Origin of the sequence: Microcoleus sp. AT9b-C3 (genome assembly GCF_036705485.1) — a bacterium.
In the GTDB taxonomy this organism is placed as follows: Bacteria; Cyanobacteriota; Cyanobacteriia; order Cyanobacteriales; family Microcoleaceae; genus Microcoleus.
Window position 1 is genome coordinate 1 of the sequence record NZ_JAUBUR010000026.1, and the last position, 18,409, is coordinate 18,409.

Below are 18,409 nucleotides of genomic sequence, written 5' to 3' on the forward strand. Positions count from 1 at the left end.
ATGTGGAGTAAGGGTTCTACGGAGAGGGTGGGATTTGAACCCACGTTGAAGTTGCCTCCAAAATAGATTTCGAGTCTACCGCATTCAACCGCTCTGCCACCTCTCCAATTGATTTGAGATGTGAGCTAAAAGTATTTTACCGCACAGTGCGCCAGATTGTAAATCTTTATAAAAAAGAAGTTTGATTTTCTTCAGATTCCAGAGTGGTCTTAAATCCCCCTGCTGGAGTCCACTGGAGGGCTCCGTCGCGCCCTGTCCAGAATATCTGAGTTTTGCTTTGGCGCAGTTGAGCTGCGGTTTCTGGGTCGATTTCGTCAGCAGATGCGATCGCCACTTGTGGCCCAACTGCGCCCAATAACTCAGCCGTCAGGGTTTTTCCTGACCACCACAGCACTTGAGCCGGCTTCAAGGTTCCCGTTGCGACCAATTGTTTTTGCGCCTCCGGTGTCATTTCACCCACGAGCAACCAAGTTCGATTTCCCACCAGGAATTCTACCACCGGAATCTCCGCATTCACCAACTGCAACCGAGTCGAACCCATATCAACTGTACTGTTAGTTTCTAAAGGAAAGTAAACGCCTTGGCGAGATTGCACAGCCGTCATAAATTCCTGATTGTTGCCACGGTGAATTTGTTTCGGAGCATTATTATCATAAAATGTTTTAATTGGCAAGCGTTCTAGTAATTTTCCCCAACCACTGCTCAAACCTAAATGACCGTGAGTGGCGATCGCAAAATTCACAGAATTAACTCCTTGCTGCTGCAAAAAAGGCAACACTGTAAACCTTACGGTATTTTCATCACCGCTATTAATTAGCGCCACTTTGCCCCTATCTTGAATTACTAAAACAGGTTCGCCAGATGTCGCCAGCAAAGTAACTTGAAATAAAGATGCTTGAACGTGCCAAGCTGGCAAAACTATGATAATTATTCCCGCCACCAGCGCCAGCGGTAAAATCCAAGCCGATGAAAAACTCGGCAGCGAAATAACTCTGCTTTTCCCCTTCTTCCCTTTCCCTTTTTCCTGGTTTTTCCCTCTGACTGCTTCCGGCTTCCGTCTTTTTTCTTCCTTCCTCCTTCTATCCTTTACATCCGTTACATCCGTTACAGAATCCGTTGCCGAACTTCCCCCGATCCAAACCCAGCAAATTAAACTGTAAAGTGCTATTAGCTGAAACACCGATACTTGACCGACAGCTACCGAATTACCCGGTAATTGCGAGAAATATTGGGCGATCGCAATTAACCCCTTTGCCGGATAATCGAGCAGTTGCGCTAAAACACTGCCAGCGGGCGGAAAAATTAATCCAGCTAAAGCGCTAACCATCCCCCCAATACTCAAAATCCACAGCAAAGGAGCCGCAATAATATTAACTAAAATGCTGTAAGGTGATACCACACTAAAAACATAAAGTAACAGCGGTAGCACCCAAACTGAAGCGGCGATCGGAACTACAACAATCGAAGCGATCGCGGGAGGCATCCAGTCCAACTTTGCCATCAGCGGGGGCGTTGTCACGATTAACCCCAAAGTTGCCAAAAAACTCAGTTGGAAACCTAAATCCCAAATCCACAAAGGGTTAACAAGCAGTAAAATAGTAGCAGCGATTAACAGCAATCCCAGCGGCTTAACTTGGCGGTTCAGCACCAAAGCAAATAATGTTCCAAATCCCATCAAAGCAGCGCGACATACTGAAGCTTCAAAGCCAGTTAATGCCACTAGCAAAAATAAAGCACCGACGCCAAAACTAAATTGTAATTGTTTGGAAAAACGTCTGGTCAAACCTAGAACTAAAGCCAAAACCATTGAAACTTGAGTGCCGGAAGCTGCGATCGCGTGGGCCAATCCAGCTTGCACAAAATAGTCGCGGATATTGTAAGGTAAATCTACTGCTTGTTTGCCGAGGGCTATCGCACTAATTAAGGGCCCTTCGGGAACATTTAACTGCGATAGTTGCGATCGCACGATCCGCTGCCGCATCGCTTGAATTTTCGAGGGCTGCATCCCGCTGGGCTCCAAGAAAGCAGCCGTTTGGCTGTTAACTCGATTTACATCTGCGATCGCCTTTTCTCTCTTCCAGTCAATTTGACGGCCTTTTAGCCCTACAAAAGCTCCTTCTCTGGCTAAATATGTTTGAAAATCAAAAGCCCCCGGATTCGACGGCGGCTGCGGTTTGTACAAGGAACCCACAACTGCGATCGTATTGTCGGCGTACAAACCCGTTGCTTGCAGGAGGGGCACTGTAACGTAGAGTTTGCCGGATACTGGGCGGTTGACAACGGCCCCTCCCTCGCCGCCGTTGATTTCGCTAACTAAATCTGTTTCTAGCCAAAATTGCGATCGACCCGATCGAGTCAATCGAGGCGTACTGACAACTCTACCGCGAACTGTCACTGCCACTTCTTGAGTGTTCCCGCCAGCCGGAATCAGTTTGCTGATGTCATCTATTGCCGGTTGGGGCGATCGAACAGCAAAATAAACGCTAGCTAGAAATGCCAGCAAACCGGCAACTGCCCACACCCATTTCGCTCTCGGCAGCCTCTCCAACCAACTCAATTCTTCCCTCGCATCTAAGGGTTCTTCAAGAGCGTTTTCTTTTTGTCGGCTGCGTCTTTTCTTAGTAAGTTTGACAGAATTTTTAGTATATTTTCGCAACAACTTTGGCAGGGCGATCGCTACCCCTATTCCCAAAGCAAGTATCGCGTATCTACCCCAAGAAACCGCTGTAGAAATCAATCCCAAAATGTAGGCAAGACAGAAGATGACACCCGTTGCTTGATTCATTAATTAGCAATTTAGAGGGGGAATATTTCAGGGAAATCTATGCGGAACTTATGCACTCCTTACCAACGAAAGCGGGTTTTTCAACCGGGATAAATGGCTAAACGCCGTGTATTTGGATAAAAAACCGGGTTTCTGGCTACCGATGCGTAAGTTATGGCAAAAATTCTTTCCTTACATTCTTTCCCTTCCCGTTCCCCTTCCTCTTCCTCTTCTAAATAGACAGCCCCAATTTTAAACCGAAAGCCGCGTGCAGCACCATAAGTGCAAGGGCCGTCGTGCCTAAATAAGCGTGAACCGCGCGCAGTGCTAGCTTATTGCCCCCAAAACCCGTTAGCGAAATCAAGCTGCCAATAGCCAGTAACACCAGCACTGCCGAACCTGTCCAAAAATGCGGACTTTCCATGACTGGTTGGTGCTGCATCACCAGCGACAGCAAGCCGCCTGTATAGCCCAAAGCTAGAAACAGAAACATCCACGGTGCAAGCTTGCGGTGATCCGATCGACTTTTTAGTGCGACATCTTTATCGGGGGCCAAACGTCCCTGCCATCCTGTATACCCGACAAAACTGCCCATCGCCACCACCACGATCCCCATCATTACAGGGTGTCCCCAATGGGTTATTGGTTCGGGAATTCCCAGACTGCGAAATTGACTGGCGATGGGTTCTAGTAGTTCGCTTAAATTTACCATTTGATGCTGACTCCAAACTGGGCGATAAATATTTTAGGACTAATCATTAAAGTATTATAAAATTAGTTTAGCAAGTGCGAGCGTACACTTCAAAGAGCCGTTTAACCTAAAAGCCAAACATTGGCTAGAAGCCTAGATATACGCAAAACTTAGCCGGCACAAGCCGGCTGTGAGATGTTTTACAGCAGTGATGCTGCTTCAAGTTAATTATTAGCCTGATAGGCTAAATCTAAGAGCAAAAATAAACGCCATTCGCCCGCACATCACACCCCGTGGGCTGCCTTTTGCCCAATCTTCACAGCCTCATCCTCACTCTGGATGTTAAATTTTACCTGCCTGCTTAAAGTTAATTTCAATTCCTTGACTTTTGAATGCCAAAGTGAGAAATTAACATCGCAGCCGACGAGCACTCGCACTTCTACATTTTGCTAATCGCTCTCAAGGGAGAATCAACTGCGGAAAAAAAACTAGAGGTTCCAAGTTTGACACTTTTTGCATAAAGTATGCCGTCTGCGCGATGAGAGTTCGATCGACTGAGCGCGAAGCTGAGCGTCTCAAGGCACCCTCAAAGCACCCTTGTCTGTTGAGCAGCCATCGCTGTGCAACACGTGAACCCTCTCAACTAACTCGTTGGGGATTCGGTTGTAGCAGACAAGCACCGACTTTCTGGCGTCACCTTCCTCGGAACCGTGCAATCGCTAAACTCCCTGCGCCGTCGCTAAAGTAGCTTCCGAAGGTTGGATTTGATACTTTACGAGATTTGCCAGTTCTTGTAACTGACTAATAGCTTCTGCACCTTCTAGTTTCATGAGTTCGCGGTCGTCCCGCATCTCTGTCCAAGTGATACCGTAATCTGACACTAAAAATCGAATCAGATGGTTGTCCGTCAAACTGACCATAAATGAGGCACTGTTCATCTGACCCCCGCAAGTGTAGCAGGATGCCAGATAACCCCGATGCTCTAGCACGATCGCTAAAGCTTGGAGGTTCATTACCAAATCTTGAACGAATTTACGGTGTTGTTCTGCAAGTCTCAGAAACACAGTTCTCCTCCTATCACCACACCGTGTATTTTACATCCCATTTAATAATTTCTTAATAAATGGGTATTTAGGTGCTGGTTTAGTATACGTTTAGTATGCTCAAAAAAAATCGGATTAGCGACCTCTTCAGCCTACCTATACTAGATTAACCGAGTTGTCGTCGAAACGCAGTATCAGCAGCGACATTCAGCCAAAACAGGCTCTCGCGGGGGACTCCAGCCGGAAAATTTGCCTGCTGTCAGAGCTGATTGGGCCGTCGGAGAACCCAAAGATACAAATAACTAATGATAGTCATGAAATTAGTTAAGTATAAGAGTTCAATCGCCCTGGGGATACTCGTCCCAAAGCGTCGTCGTCTGCCGCAAGCTCCGAAAATCCCCATTCCCCAAAATCAAGTGATCCAGCAGCGGAATCGACAAAAACTGCGCTCCCGCCAGCAACTGTCGCGTCAAAGCAATATCCTCCGGGCTTGGCTCCACAATCCCGGAGGGGTGATTGTGCGAGATAATCGCCCGCGTCGCCCCCTGGCGGATCACCTCCCGAAATATATCCCGTGGGTGAGCCAAAGTTTCCGTTGCTGTGCCGATCGTAATTACCTGAGTTCCCAGCAGCCGATTTTTCACATCCAGCAGCACCACAGCAAAGCGTTCCTGAGACTGCCACATCAAATCCTGACTCAGGGCATCCGCCGCCGCTTGAGGAGAGTCAACCACAGCCATTTCCGGAGGCCGCGACTGAAATACCCGCTTCCCCAACTCCACTGCAGCCAAAATCGAAGTCGCCTTAGCAGGGCCAATCCCGTGAATCTGCGTCAACTCCTGAACGCTAATAGTGCGTAGCACAGCCACAGGATCGCGTTGGTGCAAACTCAACTGATTTAAAATATACTGTCCGAGCCCGACGGCGGAAAGTTTTCCGGGTCCCTGACCAGTACCCAGGAGAATCGCAATCAATTCAGCAGTCGCCAAACTTTTCGGGCCACCCGCCATCAACCGTTCCCGTGGCCGTTCACTCGTTGGCAAATCGACAATTCTCAAGCTGTAAGTCATAGCTGCACCCGCACCGCAAGCTCAACAATTACATGATTTTAGCCGATCGATTTGCGTTCTTCAATTCGTACAATCACCGAAAAAAGCCTTCATCATTAACCGAGGCTGTTGGCAGATTAAATCTAACGCAGCGTTTCGCAAGCGATCGAGTCTCGATCTCGATCGAGCTTAAACGGATCGCCCGGATATGCCTCTAACACTCGCTGCGCTTCTGCTTGAGTCGCAAAGTCAGAACAGTTGCAATCCGAGTTAACGCAACTCGGAAAATCGGCACTTTTAACCTTCGGTTGAGAAGACTCATAAATAACTTTCTTAGTATCTTCCTTTGGCTGCTGTGCATCAAGAGCAATCTCTGCGGTTCGCTCAACAGATTTGACTGAAGATGGCAAATTGCGATCATCGAGCACTGGTTTGACAAGTGCAGGTGTGGCAGCAGAAATGGCAGGTTTCGGTGTGGGTGTCGGCGTTTTGACAGTCTCCGCCTTGGGTGTCGGCGCTGCCGAAAGCGGTGACGGCTTGGCGGTTTGAGATGATACTAGCGGAGGGCTTGCGGCCGGAAGCGCCACTGAAACTTCCTGAGACGCAGGGGGTGCGGTGACACCAACAAGCACCAACGAAGCCACCATTAACCCGCCGTACATCGCGATCGATCGCTTGCGGGTTGGTGCGCCCACCCATTTCGGATTAACAATACCCAGAAAGAAGGCCGGGATAGACAATAGAAAGCTTAAGACGAAAAAATTAAACATAGCGATTTTTAGCACTAAAAAAGAAAAGCCATCCAGGACGCAGAAACCGGGTTTCTTTTACCAAAATCCGAGGTTAAGCACAAAGGATATCTGTTTAAACAACCTGAGTTATTTAATCCCTGTGCGTAAGTCCTGACAAGTTAACTTGCTTATTTATCTGCCGGCCAACTCACAAATCCCTATGATTTACGAAGTAAACTAGAAAGTTGGACACCCGACCCTGGTGCAACCCGGTTTCTGAATCAGTCCTGGACGCCCTCAAAGACCAAAGACCCGGTTTCTGCGTAAATATTTATCGAAAAAGCGACGATTTGTGGAAAAAACCTGTTTTTTTGCCTAAGTCCTTTTATGGTTTTTCTCCTTACTAAAGCCACGATTTTTCCCTACAGTTCGCGATCGCACTCCGACGCCTATAAACCGGGGTTTTTAATTGCAGTAAATTAGTAGAACCAAGTATTTTTCTTAAAAAACTACGTTTCTGGCCCCAACCGGCCGTAAGTCCTGGTAAAATTTCTTGTAATGCTGCCAAAAAAGTGAAATGCATACCCAGCTACCTTCAGCGCAAAGGTGCGCTTACCCTAAATTCTGGCCATTCAGTTGAGGCCAGCAGCCTGGATGAAACTGGTTGTGGCGTCTTAGGTGCTGTAACCCCAAGCAAAACGAACGAAACCGCCATCAAGCCGCCGTACAAGGCAGTTGATCGCTTGCGAGTTCCCAGTCCCACCCATTGAGGATTTAGCAGACCCAGACAAAAAGCCGGTGTGGAAAACATGAAAGTTAATACAAACAAGCTGGACATCACGCACCTCCGCCTAGCGAATTGCAGCGATTAATTACTTTTATCTCCAATTAATAGCTCACAAATCCGCTTAAAAAAGTGGTAATTTAGGATTTATAACTTGAGAATTATTGATGTTTATCAAACAATAATAAAATTTTTAAAATCTCTTCCTTTAGGTAGTTGTTAAAAAAATAAGAGCTTTCTAGACAGTCCAAAAATTTAGCTTAAAATAAACACTAAATTCCTTACTCAAAATATGAAAGTCCGCTTTAATGTAGTGCGCCAAAATCAAAACGAGGCTCCCCGGGTTCACACTTACACCCTAGAGGTGGAAGAGAGCAATACCATCCTCGACTGCCTCAACAGTATTAAGTGGGAACACGACGGCACTTTAGCTTTTCGCAAAAATTGCCGCAATACAATTTGCGGCAGTTGTTCTATGCGAATTAACGGTCGCTCAGCATTAGCTTGCAAAGAAAATGTAGCCAGCGAACTCGCAAGACTGCAAAAAATAGCCGATTCCAGCTCAGCAGAAATACCTACCGATTTCATCCCAGAAATCACCGTCGCCCCAATGGGAAATATGCCGGTTATTAAAGATTTAGTCGTTGATATGACCAGTTTTTGGGACAACCTAGAAGCAGTTGAACCATATATCAGCACCGCCTCGCGAGCAATTCCAGAACGCGAATTTCTGCAAACTCCACAAGAGCGATCGAAACTCGACCAAACCGGCAACTGCATCCTCTGCGGTGCGTGCTATTCTGAGTGCAACGCCCGCGAAGTCAACCCGGAATTTGTCGGCCCCCACGCCCTCGCCAAAGCTTACCGCACGATCGCCGACTCCCGCGACAGCGAAACCGAAAATAGGCTCGAAAAATACAACGAAGGCACCGCAGGCGTCTGGGGATGCACCCGCTGTTACTACTGCAACTCGGTTTGTCCTATGGAAGTTGCGCCGATGGATCAAATTGGTAAGATTAAACAGGAGATTCTCGATCGCAAAGACGACCAAGCTAGTCGATCGATCCGCCACCGCAAAGTTTTAATCGATCTCGTCAAAGAAGGCGGCTGGATAGACGAGCGCAAATTTGGCATCGAAGTAGTAGGAAACTACTTCCGGGACGTTCAAGGTTTGCTGAGTCTGGGCCCGTTGGGTTTGAGAATGATCGCTCGCGGCAAGTTCCCGCTGTTTTTTGAGCCTTCTGAAGGTACCGAAACCGTGCGAAATCTGATCGAATCGGTTCAAAGTTTAGAAAAGTCAGCAGATTAGCGATCGGCTGTCATTTCTCTTGTAAATTAGAAGTTGTGCGATCGCAAAGCTTCCCAAAAGTCATCACTCAAAACTCGAAACTTAAAACTTTTAAATGACTGCCAAAACTCCTCCATCCCCAAAACCGACAACCCCAAATACCCCAAAACCAGAACCAGCGTTTGGGTGGAATGCCTATGCAGAACAAATCAACGGCCGATTTGCGATGGTGGGATTCGTGGGACTTTTGCTGCTAGAATTCTTCACCCGCCAGGATTTTTTTACCTGGCTGGGTTTTCGTTAAATTAATCTAAATCAAGAAGGGAAGTTGAAAATTTATCGCTTTTTCAGCTTCCCTTCTAATTTTAAGAGTTATTTAAAATAGAGTCGATCAAATTATAAAGGCAAAATTATGAGTTTTAGAGTTTCAGATAACACATGAATGTACCAAAGTCGATCGCACTTACTTGTAGTGCGATCGTCCTCGAATTATAGGGACACGGCAATGCCCTGCCCTGACTCAGAAGTTTCGTTTAAACTAATTTCCAGTTGTTTCGCGGACGGTCAAACTGTACTTGCCTCTACCTTTTGGAGGCGGATCGTAAGCATTGACAATGACGCGGTAGCGACCGTTCGCCGATAAGGTAACAGTAAGCTCTGAATTGGAATTTTGCTGCGTCGCATCATCATTTTCTGCAAGTAATTCGCCCTGGGAGTTGAAAATAGCCAGGTAAGTATCAAACTCGGTACTTTCTACGGTAACAACCACTTTCTGACCCTGAGTGCCTTCAAAGGTATACTCGTCGTACAAACTGCTGTCGGAGGGCAGTACAGAAGACTTAGCAGGGGTGAGTTCTCCGTTTTGCTCTAAAATGACTTTAGATGAACCCGCATCAGGGCTCGATCGAGGTTCTACAGTTGGGCTCTGAGTTGGCGAACTCTGTGGTGATGGCGACGGGTTGGGGCTTGCTTGAGCTAAAACTGCCTTGTCAGCAGGCTTTGCATCAGTTAAATTTTGAGGAAATTCTCCTGAAAGGAGGGTGGAACTACTGTTAGCAACTCCACCTAAATTTGAAACTGGTAGGGAGACAGTCGGCTTACCCGAAAAAGTAGCTAGTAGAGCAATTGGCGCGATCGCCCAAAATCTAACTTGACGCATGAATTACCTCGATTTGCAACGAAGAAGGAAGTTCGGCAACGGATTCTGTAACGGATTTAACGGATGGAAGAAGGAAGTTCGGCAACGGATGAGTGTAAAGGATTTAACGGATGGAAGAAGGAAGTTCGGCAACGGATTCTGTAACGGATTTAATGAATGCACGAAAGCAGGAAGCAGGAAGCAGGAAGCAGAATAATTCGACCAATTACCAATTCCCGATTACCCATTACCTTTTTCCCCATTTTCAACGGACTGTTAGAGTGTAACGACCCCGGCCCGAAGCATCGTAAGCATTGACAATTACGCGATAGCGACCCGTAGCGGGCAAAGTAACGGTCAGAAACGAATTTTTAGTCGAATCGCTCTCATCGTCATTTTCTGCCACTAATCGACCGTTAGGGCCAAAGATAGCCACATAGGGATCGAAATCTGTGCTTTCGAGGGAAATGGCTACAGACTGACCCGATCGACCTTCAAAAGTATACTCGCGATACAGACTGTTGTCAGACGGCAATACTGGGCCGCCTGCGACTAAAGCGCCTTCTTCTTGCAAAATCGCCCGAGAAGGCGCGGTAGGAGCACTCGCTTTCAGTTCTAACGTATAAGCCCCTGACTGCCTAGCTTGGTAGGAATTTGCAACTAACGTGTAAGTCCCGTCTGCTGGCAGCCTGACTGTAATTCTGGCGTCTTTACTGCCTGCCCCGTCATCGTCTTGGGCGATTTCGCGCTGGTTGGGCCCGAGCAAAATTAAATAAGGGTCAATCTCTTGACTTTTCATTTCTATTGTGATTTGCTGGCCGGCTTTTCCCTCAAAGGAGTAGAGGTCAAAAAAGCTGTTGTCGGTGGGCAGAACGCTAGACTTGTCGGTGAGGAGGCCGCTAACAGCCGGCCCGTTTAACGCAACTTTTTGAGGTGATTTGTTGCCACCAAAGGGCGATCGGGCTTGAGCCACGCGGGGAGCCCGCCCTTCTCGCACCGCTGTCAGGAAAGGGGGTATTTTGTCTGCGGAAATGGCAAAACCGATACCGATACTGCCACCGCCCCGACCGCGAGTAAAAATAGAAGTATTGACGCCGATTAATTCTCCTGAACTGTTGAGCAGTGGGCCTCCTGAATTGCCGGGATTGATGGCGGCGTCGGTTTGAATTAAGCCCCGCTGCTGGTCGATGCGGCTGACGATTCCGACTGTAAAAGTACCTTGAAATTGACCGAAGGGATTGCCGATCGCAAATGCTTGTTGCCCGACTTTCACCGAACCGGGACGGGCTAAAGGAATGGTGGGTAAATTATTTTGACCGCGAATCTTCACCACGGCTAAGTCTAGCCCTTCTTCGCCGAATCCGATGACATCGGCGACAAGTTTTCTGCCGTCTGACAAAATGATATTGACGGTACCGCCTGCCGAAACAACGTGGGCGTTAGTTAACACCATGCCGTCAGGGCTGATAATTGTGCCACTGCCGTTAGATTTATCTGTATCAACTGTAACAACCGCCGGACTAGCCTTTTCGTAGACTCGAATATTGGTTTGTTCTTCGACATTTTGGGCGATCGCACCCTGGGAATGCACCGAGTTAAATTCCGTTAAATCTTTTGATTGCCGCACAGGGGATGTCGTAACAACCGCAGTAGCGCTGGCTGCAACCCCAACCGTTAAAATTCCCGATACTGCTAAACTTAGAAGTTTGAAATTCATGGCGATCGATTATTATTTAGCGATCGGTAGCTAGGAATTAGGTTTTGTGGCTAACCTCTAACTACCTTCTCTAATTATTTTAGGACTTGCACCACGGTAGTGACATTTCTCACGCCGGTTCTCCAATTCGGGAATCTGAATCAGCAGCTAAATACTTAAAATTAGCTTGTCGTAGCGCAGCATCCTCATTGCCGTAGAAAAAAGACAGCAAAGCAAAACGCTGGCCGCTAATCACCGGCGTCGCTTCATGCAGCAAAGAACACGAAAAAATAATCGCCGTGCCAGAATCGCCTTTATAACCGTGCGGCGCGTACTCTGGAAACCTTAAAAATCCCCCCGTGTACTCTCCCACATTCAAGTTTAGCGTCATCGCAAACCTGCGGTGCAGCGTAGCTTTGCTAGTGTTGTCGCGGTGCGGCCGAAAATAACCGCCGCTGTCAGCATCGTAACAACCTATCAAATACCGTTCAAACCTAGTGATTGTAAACTGAAAAGCTTTTTCTATTTCCGGCCGCACCCGGCGCAAAATAATCGTATTCAATCGCTCTTGCAACTTTGGCTCTTCAATAAAGAAATCTCGGCGCTTCTTGAAAGTGTCGTCGTGCAGCCCCACTGTTTTCCCGTCTATTTGCCTCATAAAGCCCGAAGGATTGCCACCGTGAGTTTTGTACATATCAATTAAACTCCGGCAAGAGGCTTTATCCAAAACGTTAGGAATTACCAACACCGGGGCGTGGCGAGTGGCTGATCGGGCTTCCTCAATTGGGGGCAAAGTTTTGATAAAATCTAATACTTGCTGAGCGTGTTGGTGCGGTTCGCCCATCGGCAAAATATTAATTACCTGAAGGTTTTCGTTGAGTACAAAAGTTTGGGGTGCATAGTGCACTCCGGCAACTCCATTTTCTTCGACATCTCGGCAAACACCGTACTGCTGACTGACTTGTTTGTGTAAGTCCCAGAAAAACAGGAATGACGGAGCAATTGTTGTCGGTCTGTTTTGTTCTTTGTCTGCTGGGTCAACGCTCACTCCGAACCGCACTACTTGCAAGCTTTGGAATTCCTCTGATAGCTCTTGAAAGCTTTTGAGGATAACTTGGATTTGTGCAAAAGCTGCGCTGGCCAAGAAAAACAGCACGATTCGCCGGCCGGCAACCGTTGAGAAATGAAATAAGGGGTTATTGGTAGAAGGAATGGAAAACCAGGGAGCCGGATCTCCTATTTCGAGTAATGGCATCTTGCTGATTTAAAATTTGGGATTTTATATTTAGATTATTATGCTGTTGATTAGTTCCACAGATTCGGTAGATCAAAAAAATTTTAAAAAAAATTAGCTTTTATATAATTTCCGGTAACACCGGAATGATGTTGACAGTTGACAGTTGACTCGAATTTACTATTCGGATGCTAACGGATTTGATATTATTTGTGTATATCTTCGTTGGTTTGGGGTTTCACCCTCGCACTTTACAGTCTTTTTAATCAATTTAATATCTGAGAATAAAGTAGATGGGCATCACTAAACGCAACTTATTTTTTTGCCTGCGGGCACGAGAAATGTTTAGTTTCACCCATCTACTTAGTGTTTGCCTATTTGTCGAAACTGGGGGAATTATCCGGTTGGTCTTCCGGGTATTCTACAGGTCGATACTCCACGTAGTCTGACGGGGGTGCTTCCACGTCGCGGTTGCTGGGGCGAGACCTAGATGATTCCGTAGGACGGGGTTTTTTGGTTCTCGGTGGCGTATCGGAACTGCGGTTTTCCGAAGCCGGGGGGCGACTGCTGCGGCTGCGGGTCGGTCTTTCTTCGGGGTTGTCTGAAACGTCCCAGTTGTCAGACCCTTGAGTGGGCGGGGCTTCTGGGCGAGAGGGACGTTTGCGAGACGATGATCGATCGGGCGAGTCGGGCCTGGAGGTGTTCGCACTACCGTTGCGATTCGAGGGGCGGCGGCGGGGTTCGTCGTCGTAGGCTTCCCGAGAGGAACGGTAGTCTTGGCTGCCTCTAATCCGGGGACGCTGCGGATAGTCTTCCTCTGGTTCTAGCTGTTCCATGTCGGCATCGTAGCCGTCGTAACCGTAGGCGTTGCTGACCGGTCGGTCTTCATCTATGTATTGGGCGCGAGTTTTGGCTTGGGCTGTGGTCGCTCCTCGCAGTTTAATGCTTTCTGCTGCAAAAAATATGGCGGAACCGGTGAGCAGAAATTGACCGAATGCCAGAATTGGGTCAAGCCGCCATCCTTGAAATAACAGAATACCGCCGCACAGCAGGCCGACTGCTGCAAAAAAAATATCGTGGTCTCGGGCTAGTTTGGGACGCCACGATCGCAGAAAATACAGTCCTGCCCCTGCTACTGCTAGGATAATCCCTAACAGGCTGCTCCAGTTCAATCCTAAATTGACCATTAGCCTATCTCCTATGTCTTTCCTATGTTAGCGAGTTAGATTTTACATCTATCATTAAGTCTGTCAGCCCGACTGTGCTTTCTGGGGCAGCGTCCGGTCAGGGTTTCAGCTTGGGAAGTGAGTATAATAATGAGTTTAACGGGAAAAAACCTCAGCTTGGCAGTCAACTGAAGGTTTTGCCTTGACAGTTGCTGGCAGCCGAGGTTTCTCGGATCGGGGAAATGCCCGACTTGTAGCCCACAATTGACTTGCAGCGCCGGACTTAGAAACCCGCTGACTTTTTAGGTGCGCTTGATTTTGTCTTTTTGGCTGATGAAGATCAGGGCGATCGTTGCTGGAAGCACTACAACCACCACGCCCACAAGCAGGCTGTACAAAAAGTTCGCTAGAGAAGGAGTCATAGATTCTAAGCCTTTGTTACAACAATTTGATTTTTATTAATTTTATACTTTCGATCGCACCTGTGAAACGGTTAAAATTATGAATAGCAGACTTAACAAAACTTAAAATTTCGAGATAAGACCCATGACTGGTATTACCGTTGCAAGTTGGATTCTGGGCTCTGTCCTAGTCGTGATGACCTTGCTGTTTATTTTTCGGATCGTCTTGACTTGGTATCCCGAGGTGAACCTGAGCAAGTTGCCGTTGAGTCTGATTGCTTGGCCGACGGAACCTTTTTTAGCCGTAACTAGAAAGATTGTACCGCCGATCGGCGGGGTGGACATTACGCCGATTATTTGGGTGGGTATCTGTAGCTTGCTGCGAGAAATGATTCTCGGTCAGCAAGGGCTGCTGACGATGATGATGTAATAGTCAGTTGGCGGGCATCGGGCATCGGGCATGGATTAGTCGCCACCCACTGCTAACTGCCAACTGACTACTGACTAATGACTGTTTTGGTTCAAGAACTGTTCGACGAAATTCGTGTAAACTTCGCCGTTGAGAAACTCGGGGGAATCGAGAATTTTTTGGTGGAAGCCCAGGGTGGTAGGAACGCCGGTGATGGCGCACTCCCGCAATGCCCGTTTCATCCTGCGGATGGCTGTCGGTCGATCGCGCCCCCATACAATTACTTTACCGATTAAAGAATCGTAGTAAGCGGGTATTTCGTAATCTGTGTAAACGTGAGAGTCCATCCGCACGCCGGGGCCACCGGGAGGCAAATAACCGCTGATTATGCCGGGATGCGGTCGGAAATTGCGATCGGGATCTTCAGCGTTGATGCGGCACTCGATGGCGTGGCCGTTGAGAATTACTTGGTTTTGCTTGATTTGCAGCTTTTCCCCTTGGGCGATGCGAATTTGTTCGGCTATCAAGTCGAGACCTGTAATCATCTCGGTGACGGGATGTTCTACTTGGATGCGGGTGTTCATTTCCATGAAGTAGAACTTGCCCGATTTGTCAAGCAGAAATTCGACAGTACCCGCACCCGTGTAGTTGATGGATTTGGCGGCGGCGACGGCGGCGTGACCCATTTGATCTCGCAGTTTCTGGGTGAGGGCTGGGCTGGGGGCTTCTTCGAGGAGTTTCTGGTGTCGGCGCTGAATCGAACAATCTCTTTCGCCGAGGTGAATGACGTTACCGTAGTTGTCGGCGAGGATTTGGATTTCGATGTGCCGGGGTTTTTCGATGAATTTTTCCAGGTAAAGTCCGGGGTTGCCGAAGGCTGCATCGGCTTCGCCTTGGGCGGCTGAGAATAGTTTGGGGAGTTCCGAGGGTTCTCTAACTAGCCTCATCCCGCGGCCTCCACCGCCGGCGGTGGCTTTGATCATCACAGGATAGCCGATGTCGCGGGCGATCGACAAAGCTTCGCGATCGTCGGCCAGCAATCCCTCGCTACCGGGAACTGTGGGGACTTTCACCCGCTGCATGGTTTCTTTGGCGGTGGATTTGTCGCCCATCGCCCGCATCGCGGCAGGAGAAGGGCCGATGAAGGTAATTTGATGGTCGGCGCAGATTTCGGCAAATCGGGCGTTTTCCGCCAGGAAGCCGTAACCGGGGTGAATGGCTGCGGCGTTGCGCGTCAGGGCTGCCGCGATGATGTTGGGGATGTTTAAATAGCTTTTGCTGCTGGTGGGGGGGCCGATGCAAACGGCTTCGTCTGCCAACTGGACGTGCAAGGCGTGTTTATCTACGGTGGAGTGAACGGCGACCGTGGCAATCCCCATTTCCTCGCAGGTGCGCAGTATGCGGAGAGCTATTTCTCCCCGATTAGCGATTAAAATTTTCGAGAACCCCATCTTCGCTGCTTAATTCACTCAATATTCTGTACAATAATGCCTTTCGGTATGTTCTGGATAATGGTTTTGCAGAAATTGTTCATAAAAATTTATTTTACATTTTGCTGGTAGTGGTGCTATGATTGTAAATCGGCGGTGCAAAAGGGCAAGTCACAAGTTAAATGTCAGGAACCTCAACCTGTGAATGTTTAACTCGTAACGCAAAAATCCCGGAGATTGCCAGAAAGAGCGGATGTGGCGGAATTGGTATACGCGCACGCTTGAGGTGCGTGTGGCATTATGTCCTTGCGAGTTCGAGTCTCGCCATCCGCATTGAATATATAAAACAACTGTTGACGGTTTTGGCTGTTGGCAGTTGTTTTATATTGAGTGGTTTTTCTAGAAAGTCGATCGAGTTTTAGATCGGATTCTCGAAAACTCGATCGAACTAAGCATTCTTTAACTGTCGATCGACAATTGTGTTTGAATTGTAACGCTGGTTTCGTTGACGCACAGCGCATTTACAAAAACAATTGTATGTGGGACTGCGGGCATTAAGGGACGCAGTGCATTCAAGTAAGCTTCGGCCTCAGGGCGGCGACTAAAACGCGCGACTGTTAACCGCTGACAGTTTGGGAGTTGGCGAATTATACACCAAGGTTTAAGTCGATCGCGATAAGTGAGTTCTTTTGGTATCATAGGAAAATCCTTTCCACGAAAGTGGATGGTTAGAGAGGCGATTGCCCTTGATTTATCAGGTCTGAGGGCGATCGTCTTTGTGATTACAAATATTAAACGATATATACTTATCGTTTGTCAAGTAGAATGGGGTTAGTTAGGTTCCGAATCCGAGAGTTGGCTGACGAAAAAGGATGGACGCTAAAGGATGTTGCCGATCGAGCGGAGGTGCCGTACAGCACAGTCAGGCACTATGCTCGATCGGAAGGACTAGCAACGGTTGATATCACATCAATTCAAAAAATAGCTCGCACCCTCGATGTTCTGATTGAAGAGTTAATGGATGTTGTGAAAGAGTAAACAGATTTATCGGTAAGTCGCGAGAATATGACTGCGAAAATGTAATTAACAAAGAAAGCAGAGGGCGATTACACATCCCCAGAGGTAAGTTGATTTTGGGGACTAGGTGAAATGGTCTGCTGAGGTGATGATTTAGCCTTGAGGTAGCGTTTAGTGACAAACCAAGCCAACCATCCGAAGCCTCCACCGGATAAACAACTAAGTACAACGGCAATAATGAAGGGATGCGGCGGTAGCAGAGGATGTTGGGGAGAAGGCAAATCCCAAGGTTTTTCGATTAAGGGGTAGCCGGCTGCTAAGATTCCGGCAAAGCCGACTCCGACACCGATGCCGGTACCGACTGCTTGAATCGTGTTTTGTAAATTGCGCTCTTTTTCTTTTTCTTTTTCCTCATTTTTCTGTAAAGTGTGTTGCAGTTGGCGATCGGACTTCGCTTGTTCTATTTCCACCAAACCCCGCAATGTATTGATAAATTCGCCGATCAAGTCTTTACCCGGCTGGATATAACTGAGGTAGGTTTCTATTTGGTCGAGATAGCGCTTGCAGGTATTTTCGCCAAACTCTTGCCAACTCGGAATATCGCCCGATCGCCAGAATTCTTGCAAATAGTTTTGATAGTTTATCTGATTGGTTTTAATCGTGGTATAATGCGCTTGCAGATTTCTCAGTTGCCGTTGATACTGCATTGATAGTTCTGGCATTGATTCCAGAAGTTTTTGCAGTTCTTCTAAAGGCAAATCTTGCTTGAATTCTTTAATTTTTGCTTCGAGTTCGCTATAAAGTTTTCGGGCTTTTTTATAACTTTCTCGCCCTTGTGGGTAGACATATTCTATTTTGTGGCGAGTCCATAGCGCGCCCAATAAATTGTCATAAGCTGAGGTAAAGTCTGGATTGATGGCTTGATTATTAATCCAGACGAAAATCTTATACAGTTTATTCGGCTGATTTTCTTGTTTAATTTCATATTCAAATAATGGAACATTCAGTAATTTACCTTTACCTTCATCGACTAATCTAGCTGTAAATTTAGTGTTTTTCAGAAAATTTGTCACCAATGTATCGGCTGCATCTTGACATTCTGCATCACCTACTGCTGTTTCTCCGTAAAACCAGATGGTTTCACCGAGGGTGTTTTCGGAACAGTCTAAAAAGAGGCTGCTGGGTTCAAATAAATAGAGTTCTTGTGGTGCGATGTCTCGATCGGGATTTTCGGGATATAAAGCTAAGTCGAAGGCATAGGTATCGTTCAATAAAAAGGGTTGCAGCTTCCCGCCGATCGCTAATCCATTTTGGTTAATGGCAGTAAGTTCGATCGGCTGTTGTTCTTTGGTCAGCCAGAGATTGATTAAATTTAATGATTCTCCTTTGTGCTGGAAAACATTTGATTCGGGATCGAACTCATAACACGCTAATTTTGATTTCAAATCTTTTAGTTCAGTGAAAGGCAGTTTTTCGCTGAGTTTAATTAGATTTTCCCAAATTAAATCGGCTTGCGGTGAAACTCGATCGAGAGGTTCATTCAAGGTCTGATTTAGATGGAAAAAACA

At 47.3% G+C, this 18,409-nt stretch carries 18 protein-coding genes and 2 tRNA genes; 6 read left to right on the forward strand and 14 right to left on the reverse strand.

Annotation, left to right across the window (positions count from 1 at the left end; translation table 11 throughout):
- Nucleotides 1-19 precede the first annotated feature (19 nt).
- From QUB77_RS21350 to QUB77_RS21375, 6 genes are all read right to left on the reverse strand, one after another.
- A tRNA-Ser gene (locus tag QUB77_RS21350) sits at nucleotides 20-106 on the reverse strand.
- A gap of 60 nt (nucleotides 107-166) precedes the next feature.
- A complete protein-coding gene (locus QUB77_RS21355; protein WP_333177017.1) occupies nucleotides 167-2,785 on the reverse strand; it encodes a ComEC/Rec2 family competence protein in 2,619 nt (872 codons plus the stop codon).
- Nucleotides 2,786-2,996: 211 nt separating this feature from the next.
- On the reverse strand, nucleotides 2,997-3,476 hold the full coding sequence (locus QUB77_RS21360; protein ID WP_333177014.1) for a DUF4079 domain-containing protein: 480 nt from the start codon (nucleotides 3,474-3,476) through the stop codon (nucleotides 2,997-2,999).
- A 698-nt stretch (nucleotides 3,477-4,174) separates the two neighbouring features.
- Nucleotides 4,175-4,519 carry a DUF1815 family protein gene (locus QUB77_RS21365; RefSeq protein ID WP_333177011.1) on the reverse strand — a complete coding sequence of 115 codons (345 nt, stop codon included), beginning with the start codon at nucleotides 4,517-4,519 and terminating at the stop codon, nucleotides 4,175-4,177.
- Nucleotides 4,520-4,836: 317 nt separating this feature from the next.
- Nucleotides 4,837-5,568 carry a RadC family protein gene (radC, locus tag QUB77_RS21370; RefSeq protein ID WP_333177009.1) on the reverse strand — a complete coding sequence of 244 codons (732 nt, stop codon included), beginning with the start codon at nucleotides 5,566-5,568 and terminating at the stop codon, nucleotides 4,837-4,839.
- A 122-nt stretch (nucleotides 5,569-5,690) separates the two neighbouring features.
- The gene (locus tag QUB77_RS21375) at nucleotides 5,691-6,242 is read right to left on the reverse strand and encodes an excalibur calcium-binding domain-containing protein (RefSeq protein WP_333177006.1); all 552 of its coding nucleotides are present in this window, start codon (nucleotides 6,240-6,242) and stop codon (nucleotides 5,691-5,693) included.
- Nucleotides 6,243-7,354: 1,112 nt separating this feature from the next.
- Between QUB77_RS21375 and QUB77_RS21380 the strand changes: the two genes are divergently transcribed.
- Together QUB77_RS21380 and QUB77_RS21385 are read left to right on the forward strand one after the other, a co-directional pair.
- Nucleotides 7,355-8,371 (forward strand): succinate dehydrogenase/fumarate reductase iron-sulfur subunit, encoded by a 1,017-nt coding sequence (locus tag QUB77_RS21380; RefSeq protein WP_333323349.1) that lies wholly within the window; start codon nucleotides 7,355-7,357, stop codon nucleotides 8,369-8,371.
- A 94-nt stretch (nucleotides 8,372-8,465) separates the two neighbouring features.
- Nucleotides 8,466-8,654: a chlorophyll a/b-binding protein gene (locus tag QUB77_RS21385; protein ID WP_006634850.1), complete on the forward strand. Its 189-nt coding sequence runs from the start codon at nucleotides 8,466-8,468 to the stop codon at nucleotides 8,652-8,654.
- A gap of 234 nt (nucleotides 8,655-8,888) precedes the next feature.
- Here QUB77_RS21385 and QUB77_RS21390 read toward each other — a convergent pair whose 3' ends face one another.
- Nucleotides 8,889-9,509, reverse strand: a complete 621-nt coding sequence (locus QUB77_RS21390; protein ID WP_333323351.1) for a pre-peptidase C-terminal domain-containing protein — start codon at nucleotides 9,507-9,509, stop codon at nucleotides 8,889-8,891.
- On the opposite strand from QUB77_RS21390, the gene QUB77_RS21395 reads away from it, so the two are divergent.
- Nucleotides 9,508-9,705 (forward strand): hypothetical protein, encoded by a 198-nt coding sequence (locus tag QUB77_RS21395; protein WP_333176995.1) that lies wholly within the window; start codon nucleotides 9,508-9,510, stop codon nucleotides 9,703-9,705. The genes QUB77_RS21390 and QUB77_RS21395 overlap by 2 nt on opposite strands.
- A 48-nt stretch (nucleotides 9,706-9,753) precedes the next feature.
- Here QUB77_RS21395 and QUB77_RS21400 read toward each other — a convergent pair whose 3' ends face one another.
- The 4 genes from QUB77_RS21400 to psbX form a co-directional block, all read right to left on the reverse strand.
- Nucleotides 9,754-11,205: a trypsin-like peptidase domain-containing protein gene (locus tag QUB77_RS21400; RefSeq protein WP_333176993.1), complete on the reverse strand. Its 1,452-nt coding sequence runs from the start codon at nucleotides 11,203-11,205 to the stop codon at nucleotides 9,754-9,756.
- A gap of 109 nt (nucleotides 11,206-11,314) precedes the next feature.
- The gene (locus QUB77_RS21405) at nucleotides 11,315-12,439 is read right to left on the reverse strand and encodes a redoxin domain-containing protein (RefSeq protein WP_333176990.1); all 1,125 of its coding nucleotides are present in this window, start codon (nucleotides 12,437-12,439) and stop codon (nucleotides 11,315-11,317) included.
- A gap of 353 nt (nucleotides 12,440-12,792) precedes the next feature.
- Nucleotides 12,793-13,605: a Ycf66 family protein gene (locus QUB77_RS21410; RefSeq protein ID WP_333176987.1), complete on the reverse strand. Its 813-nt coding sequence runs from the start codon at nucleotides 13,603-13,605 to the stop codon at nucleotides 12,793-12,795.
- A 281-nt stretch (nucleotides 13,606-13,886) separates the two neighbouring features.
- Nucleotides 13,887-14,006, reverse strand: a complete 120-nt coding sequence (gene psbX, locus QUB77_RS21415) for a photosystem II reaction center X protein (RefSeq protein ID WP_333051895.1) — start codon at nucleotides 14,004-14,006, stop codon at nucleotides 13,887-13,889.
- A 124-nt stretch (nucleotides 14,007-14,130) separates the two neighbouring features.
- On the opposite strand from psbX, the gene QUB77_RS21420 reads away from it, so the two are divergent.
- A complete protein-coding gene (locus tag QUB77_RS21420; RefSeq protein WP_006634856.1) occupies nucleotides 14,131-14,415 on the forward strand; it encodes a YggT family protein in 285 nt (94 codons plus the stop codon).
- A gap of 74 nt (nucleotides 14,416-14,489) precedes the next feature.
- On the opposite strand, the gene accC is transcribed toward QUB77_RS21420, so the two are convergent.
- Entirely contained in the window at nucleotides 14,490-15,845 is a 1,356-nt protein-coding gene (gene accC, locus QUB77_RS21425) for an acetyl-CoA carboxylase biotin carboxylase subunit (protein WP_333176983.1), read from the reverse strand.
- A gap of 228 nt (nucleotides 15,846-16,073) precedes the next feature.
- Between accC and QUB77_RS21430 the strand changes: the two genes are divergently transcribed.
- A tRNA-Leu gene (locus tag QUB77_RS21430) sits at nucleotides 16,074-16,157 on the forward strand.
- A 126-nt stretch (nucleotides 16,158-16,283) separates the two neighbouring features.
- Here the strand turns inward: QUB77_RS21430 and QUB77_RS21435 are convergent.
- The gene (locus QUB77_RS21435; RefSeq protein ID WP_333176981.1) at nucleotides 16,284-16,523 is read right to left on the reverse strand and encodes a hypothetical protein; all 240 of its coding nucleotides are present in this window, start codon (nucleotides 16,521-16,523) and stop codon (nucleotides 16,284-16,286) included.
- 126 nt (nucleotides 16,524-16,649) lie between these two features.
- Here QUB77_RS21435 and QUB77_RS21440 point away from each other — a divergent pair, with 126 nt between their 5' ends.
- Entirely contained in the window at nucleotides 16,650-16,862 is a 213-nt protein-coding gene (locus QUB77_RS21440; protein WP_333176978.1) for a helix-turn-helix transcriptional regulator, read from the forward strand.
- A 68-nt stretch (nucleotides 16,863-16,930) separates the two neighbouring features.
- On the opposite strand, the gene QUB77_RS21445 is transcribed toward QUB77_RS21440, so the two are convergent.
- A complete protein-coding gene (locus QUB77_RS21445) occupies nucleotides 16,931-18,385 on the reverse strand; it encodes a hypothetical protein (RefSeq protein ID WP_333176975.1) in 1,455 nt (484 codons plus the stop codon).
- Between the last annotated feature and the right edge of the window lie 24 nt (nucleotides 18,386-18,409).